8 protein-coding genes are annotated in these 6,247 nt (G+C 46.7%); all 8 read left to right on the plus strand.

Annotated elements, in window-relative coordinates; genetic code table 11:
* Nucleotides 1–3: 3 nt before the first annotated feature.
* The 8 genes from pabA to lysS all read left to right on the plus strand — a co-directional run bounded on the left by pabA (nt 4) and on the right by lysS (nt 5,938).
* A complete protein-coding gene (pabA, locus tag AC1RRX_RS18340) occupies nt 4–591 on the plus strand; it encodes an aminodeoxychorismate/anthranilate synthase component II (RefSeq protein WP_007409944.1) in 588 nt (195 codons plus the stop codon).
* Nucleotides 588–1,472: an aminodeoxychorismate lyase gene (pabC, locus tag AC1RRX_RS18345; RefSeq protein ID WP_039062450.1), complete on the plus strand. Its 885-nt coding sequence runs from the start codon at nt 588–590 to the stop codon at nt 1,470–1,472. Before pabA ends, pabC begins: the two co-directional genes overlap by 4 nt.
* Nucleotides 1,453–2,310: a dihydropteroate synthase gene (gene folP, locus AC1RRX_RS18350; RefSeq protein WP_042635686.1), complete on the plus strand. Its 858-nt coding sequence runs from the start codon at nt 1,453–1,455 to the stop codon at nt 2,308–2,310. Before pabC ends, folP begins: the two co-directional genes overlap by 20 nt.
* Complete coding sequence (gene folB / locus AC1RRX_RS18355) at nt 2,303–2,665, plus strand: dihydroneopterin aldolase (RefSeq protein WP_003150671.1); 363 nt, start codon at nt 2,303–2,305, stop codon at nt 2,663–2,665. The genes folP and folB overlap by 8 nt, the downstream gene beginning before the upstream one ends.
* A complete protein-coding gene (gene folK, locus AC1RRX_RS18360; protein ID WP_042635687.1) occupies nt 2,662–3,165 on the plus strand; it encodes a 2-amino-4-hydroxy-6-hydroxymethyldihydropteridine diphosphokinase in 504 nt (167 codons plus the stop codon). The genes folB and folK overlap by 4 nt, the downstream gene beginning before the upstream one ends.
* Nucleotides 3,117–3,326, plus strand: a complete 210-nt coding sequence (locus AC1RRX_RS18365; RefSeq protein ID WP_003150668.1) for a helix-turn-helix domain-containing protein — start codon at nt 3,117–3,119, stop codon at nt 3,324–3,326. The genes folK and AC1RRX_RS18365 overlap by 49 nt, the downstream gene beginning before the upstream one ends.
* 21 nt (nt 3,327–3,347) lie before the next feature.
* Nucleotides 3,348–4,349, plus strand: a complete 1,002-nt coding sequence (dusB, locus tag AC1RRX_RS18370) for a tRNA dihydrouridine synthase DusB (RefSeq protein WP_007409948.1) — start codon at nt 3,348–3,350, stop codon at nt 4,347–4,349.
* An 89-nt stretch (nt 4,350–4,438) separates the two neighbouring features.
* Nucleotides 4,439–5,938, plus strand: coding sequence for a lysine--tRNA ligase (gene lysS, locus AC1RRX_RS18375; protein ID WP_039062453.1), 1,500 nt, complete (start codon nt 4,439–4,441; stop codon nt 5,936–5,938).
* The last annotated feature ends 309 nt before the right edge of the window (nt 5,939–6,247 follow it).

Genomic DNA, 6,247 nt, shown 5'->3' on the forward strand with positions numbered 1-6,247 from the left:
GAGATGATTTTAATGATTGACAATTATGATTCATTTACGTACAACTTGGTTCAATATTTGGGTGAGCTCGGGGAGGAACTGATCGTCAGACGGAATGACGAGATTACGATTGAGCAGATTGAAGAGCTGGGTCCGGACTTCTTAATGATTTCACCCGGGCCGTGCAGTCCTGATGAAGCGGGGATCAGCCTCGAAGCCATCAAACATTTTGCCGGCAGTATTCCTATTTTCGGCGTATGTCTCGGGCATCAGTCGATTGCGCAAGTATTCGGCGGCGACGTCGTCAGAGCGGAGCGGCTCATGCACGGCAAAACGTCAGAAGTTATGCATGACGGACAGACGATTTTTAAAGGCCTGCAAAATCCGCTGGTCGCCACCCGGTATCATTCACTTATTGTCAAAGCGGACACGCTGCCGGATTGTTTTACGGTATCCGCTCAAACCAAAGAAGGAGAAATTATGGCAATCCGCCATAATGAGCTGCCTGTTGAAGGTGTTCAGTTCCATCCGGAATCCATCATGACCTCCTTCGGCAAAGAGATGCTCAGAAACTTTATAGAGACACACCGCAAAAAGGAAGTGACGGTGTGATTATATATTTGAATGGTCAATATATAGAGGAGAAAGAAGCGGCGCTTTCTCCTTTTGACCATGGTTATCTGTACGGGATCGGCGCGTTCGAGACGTTCAGGCTTTACAGCGGCCGGCCGTTTCTGCCGGATGCGCATGTCGCCAGGCTCAACAGGGCGCTTCGGGATCTGCAGATTGCATATGAGGTGAACAAACAGGAGCTGCTTGATATGCTTCTAAGACTGTTGCTCCTCAATGACATCAAGGACGGCAGCGCACGTGTCCGGCTTAACATCTCGGCAGGCGTCAGCGATAAGGGATTTGCCGCGCAGACTTATGAAAAGCCGACCGTCCTTTGTTTCGTCAACCGGCTCAATCCGGAAACTCTGCCTGTTCAAAAAGAAGGCAGGCTTCTCTCTGTCCGGAGAAATACGCCTGAAGGATCTTTTCGGTTAAAATCCCATCACTATTTAAACAACATGTATGCTAAACGGGAGATCGGGAATGATCCCAATCTTGAAGGCATTTTCCTGACCGGTGAAGGAGATGTCGCGGAAGGCATTGTCTCCAACGTGTTTTGGCGAAAAGGAGACAAGGTCTTTACACCATCCTTGGATACAGGCATTCTCGACGGCGTAACGAGACAGTTTGTTATTGATGAATTGAAACGGCAGGGGACAGAAGTCACCGAAGGTCGATTCCGTTTTCAATCAATGCTTGAAGCGGATGAAGCATGGTTGACAAACTCCGTGCTTGAAATCATCCCGTTTTCTAAAATAGAGGAAGTGCCGCTGCCCGGAGTGAGCGGAAAAACGGTGCAATTGCTCCGTAAGCAGTATCAGCAGGAAATAAACAAAATGAATGTACAGGAGGAGGAACAAAATGGCGCAGCAAACAATTGAACATCCTAAACTGATTCATACAAAAAAAGGCACTCTTTCCTATAAAGAGAAGACGCTCGTTATGGGGATATTAAATGTAACGCCAGACTCCTTCTCTGACGGCGGCAAATACGACAGTACGGAAAGGGCGCTTCTGCATGCGGCGAAGATGGCTGAAGAAGGGGCGCATATCATAGATATCGGCGGTGAATCGACAAGACCCGGCGCATCACTCGTGTCGGCTGATGAGGAAATGTCACGAGTCATCCCTGTCATAGAGCGGATCACAAGCGAGCTGGACATTCCGCTTTCAATCGATACGTACAAAGCGTCCGTGGCAGACGAAGCGGTCAAAGCGGGAGCCTCTATCCTTAATGACATCTGGGGGGCGAAAGGTGATCCTGACATGGCGTCAGTAGCCGCCGCACACGGGGTTCCGATTATCTTAATGCATAACCGCATGGAAAGAAACTACAACGATCTTATTCCTGATATGCTTGCAGACTTGATGGAAAGCGTAAAAATTGCCGCGGAAGCCGGCGTCACAGATGAAAATATGATTCTGGATCCGGGGATCGGCTTTGCGAAAAACTATGAGGACAATCTGGCTGTCATGAACAAGCTGGAGGTGTTCAGCGGGTTAGGTTATCCGCTGCTTCTGGCGACATCGAGAAAAAGGTTCATCGGCCGTGTGCTTGACCTTCCCCCTGAAGAACGTGCCGAGGGAACGGGAGCGACAGTATGCCTTGGCGTCCAAAAAGGCTGCGACATTGTGAGGGTGCACGATGTCAAAGAGATCGCAAGAATGACGAAGATGATGGATGCTATGTTGAACAAAGGAGGCGTACATTATGGATAAAGTATATGTGGAAGGTATGGAGTTTTACGGATATCACGGCGTGTTCGAAGAAGAAAACAAACTCGGCCAGCGCTTCAAAGTAGACCTGACTGCCGAACTGGATTTGAGCAAAGCGGGAAAAACGGATGACCTTTCTTATACCATTAACTATGCGGAATTGTACAGTGTCTGCCGCGGCATCGTTGAGGGCGAACCCGTCAATTTGGTCGAGACGCTTGCGGAACGGATCGCAGACACCGTCCTTGAGAAATTTGAGCCGGTGCAGCAATGTACGGTAAAAGTTGTTAAGCCTGACCCGCCGATTCCCGGCCATTATAAATCAGTAGCCATAGAAATGACGAGAAAGAAATCATGAACAATACGGCATATATCGGCCTCGGTTCCAATATGGGCGACCGTGAACATTATTTGCGCCAGGCAGTGGCCATGCTCACCCGGCATCATGGCGTGACGGTGTCAAAGGTGTCCTCCATATATGAAACAGATCCCGTCGGCTATGAGGATCAAGATCAGTTTCTTAATATGGCGGTTGAAGTGAAAACGTCGTTATCTCCTTTTGAACTTCTTGATGTAACGCAGAGCATTGAAGCTGAATTAGGCAGAACGAGAGAGATTCGCTGGGGACCGCGGACGGCAGACCTTGACATTTTGCTGTATAATCGTGAAAATATTGAAACGGAGCGGCTGATTGTTCCGCATCCGAGAATGTATGAGCGCTTATTTGTCCTTGCGCCGTTAAAAGAAATATGTTCGCAGGCGGATCATATCACGATAAGCGCTGAAACAAACCAAGAAGGTGTAAGAGTATGGAAGCAGAAATCTGGGGTAGGCGAATTCGTGCATTCAGAAAGCTGAAAGGTTATACTCAAGAAGGATTTGCAAAAGCATTAGGTATATCAGTTTCTATTGTCGGTGAAATTGAACGCGGAAACCGATTGCCGTCAGATGCCATCATTCAAGATGCGGCAGATGTTTTAAATATAAGTGCGGACGAATTGGCCCCGCCTGAAAAATAGACAAATGAAAGGAGGGGAAAAATGTTTAAAATCGGTGATATTCAATTGAAAAACCGGGTTGTGCTTGCCCCTATGGCCGGTGTCTGCAACTCAGCGTTCAGATTGACTGTAAAGGAATTCGGAGCCGGATTGGTATGCGCTGAAATGGTCAGTGACAAAGCGATTCTTTACAATAACGCCAGAACAATGGGGATGCTTTACATTGATGAACGTGAAAAACCGCTCAGCCTTCAGATTTTTGGAGGAAAAAAGGAAACCCTTGTGGAAGCGGCGAAGTTTGTAGATCAAAACACGACTGCTGATATTATTGATATTAACATGGGATGTCCCGTACCCAAGATTACAAAATGTGATGCGGGCGCCAAATGGCTTCTCGATCCCGATAAGATTTATGAAATGGTATCCGCAGTAGTAGATGCTGTTGATAAGCCGGTTACAGTGAAGATGAGAATGGGTTGGGATGAAGAGCACATTTATGCGGTGAAAAATGCCCAAGCCGTTGAACGTGCCGGCGGAAAAGCCGTTGCCCTGCACGGCCGCACAAGAGTGCAAATGTATGAAGGCACTGCGAACTGGGATATCATTAAAGAAGTGAAGCAATCCGTCTCCATTCCCGTCATCGGAAACGGTGATGTCAAAACGCCTCAGGACGCGAAACGCATGCTTGAGGAAACAGGAGTTGACGGCGTCATGATCGGCCGGGCCGCACTCGGCAACCCGTGGATGATTTACCGTACGGTGCACTACCTTGAAACCGGCGAGTTAAAAGACGAACCGAAAGTCCGTGAAAAAATGTCGGTATGCAAACTGCACTTAGACCGCCTGATTAAGTTAAAAGGCGAAAATGTGGCAGTCAGAGAAATGAGAAAACACGCTGCCTGGTATCTGAAAGGTGTCAGAGGCAATGCGAATGTACGCAACGAAATTAACCAATGTGAGACGCGTGAAGAAGTTGTGCAGCTTTTAGATGCATTTACCGCCGAAGCAGAGGCAAAAGAGCTTCAAGATGCAAAAGTAGGTTAATATACACCCTCTATTGCTGCTCACTGCCAGCTTACCGCTGGCAGTTTTTCTGCTTTTTCGTGAAATCAAAATGTAACGGAGTGATACCAATGAGTCAAGAAGAGCAAAATCATGAGGAATTGAACGACCAGCTGCAAGTCAGACGAGATAAAATGAACCAGCTGAGAGAAAACGGCATTGACCCTTTCGGCGAACGTTTCGAGAGAACGCATCAATCTCAACAGATCATTGACGCCTACCAGGAGCTTTCTAAAGAAGAACTGGAAGAAAAAGCGGTCGAAGTGACCATTGCAGGCCGTATGATGACAAAGCGCGGAAAAGGGAAAGCCGGCTTTGCGCATCTGCAGGACTTAGAAGGTCAAATTCAAATTTACGTAAGAAAAGACAGTGTCGGCGAAGAACAATATGAAATCTTTAAATCTTCAGACCTCGGAGACGTTATCGGCATCACGGGGAAAGTTTTCAAAACAAACGTAGGCGAGCTTTCTGTCAAAGCGACATCTTTCGAACTGCTGACAAAAGCACTGCGTCCTCTTCCTGATAAATATCATGGGTTAAAAGACGTTGAACAGCGTTACCGCCAGCGCTATCTCGATCTCATCGTAAACCCTGACAGCAAACAAACGTTTATCACACGCAGCAAAATCATCCAAGCGATGAGAAGATACTTAGATGACCATGGATACTTAGAAGTTGAAACACCTACGATGCACAGCATACCGGGAGGAGCGTCTGCACGCCCGTTCATCACGCACCATAACGCACTCGACATGCCTCTTTATATGCGTATTGCGATTGAACTGCACCTGAAACGCCTGATTGTCGGCGGATTGGAAAAAGTCTACGAAATCGGCCGCGTGTTCCGTAACGAAGGTGTTTCTACACGCCACAACCCTGAATTCACGATGATCGAGCTGTATGAAGCGTACGCCGATTATAAAGATATTATGAGTCTTACGGAAAACCTCGTAGCACATATTGCGCAGGAAGTGCTTGGAAGCACCACAATCCAGTACGGCGAAGAGCAGATTGATTTGAAACCTGAGTGGAAACGACTCCACATGGTAGATGCGGTCAAAGAAGCGACAGGTGTAGATTTCTGGAATGAGATGACTGTTGAAGAAGCGCGCGGTCATGCAAAAGAGCATGGTGTCGAGATCACAAACTCAATGACGGTGGGTCATATCATCAATGAATTCTTCGAACAAAAAATTGAAGAAACACTCATTCAGCCTACATTTATTTACGGCCACCCTGTAGAGATTTCTCCTCTTGCTAAGAAAAATCCGGAGGACCCTCGCTTTACAGACCGTTTTGAACTGTTTATCGTCGGCCGTGAGCACGCTAATGCGTTTACGGAGCTGAATGACCCTATTGACCAGAGGGAACGCTTTGAAGCGCAGTTAAAAGAAAGAGAAGAAGGAAACGATGAAGCGCATATGATGGATGAAGACTTCGTTGAAGCTCTTGAATACGGCATGCCGCCGACCGGGGGATTGGGTATCGGTATCGACCGCCTTGTCATGCTGTTAACAAATGCTCCGTCTATCAGAGACGTTTTATTATTCCCTCAAATGAGACAACGCTAATAAAAGGGAAGGCGCCGTTTCTGCTTATCGCAGTACGGCGCTTTTTTAGAAACAAGCCGCTCGTAAAACTTTTTTGATTTTCTTTTAAAAAACTATTGCACTATTATTTGTGAGGTGGTATATTATTATTCGTTGCCGCTAAACAAGGCGCTGACGAAAAAAGAAATTTAAAAAGTTGTTGACTTCAAGAGATTGATAAGATATAATAATAAAGTCGCTTGAACGAAAGACAAAATGATCTTTGAAAACTAAACAAGACAAAACGTACCTGTTAATTCAAAGTTTTAAATAAATCGCACAGCGATGTGC

The organism is Bacillus sp. GW821-FHT11D08 (assembly GCF_058808515.1).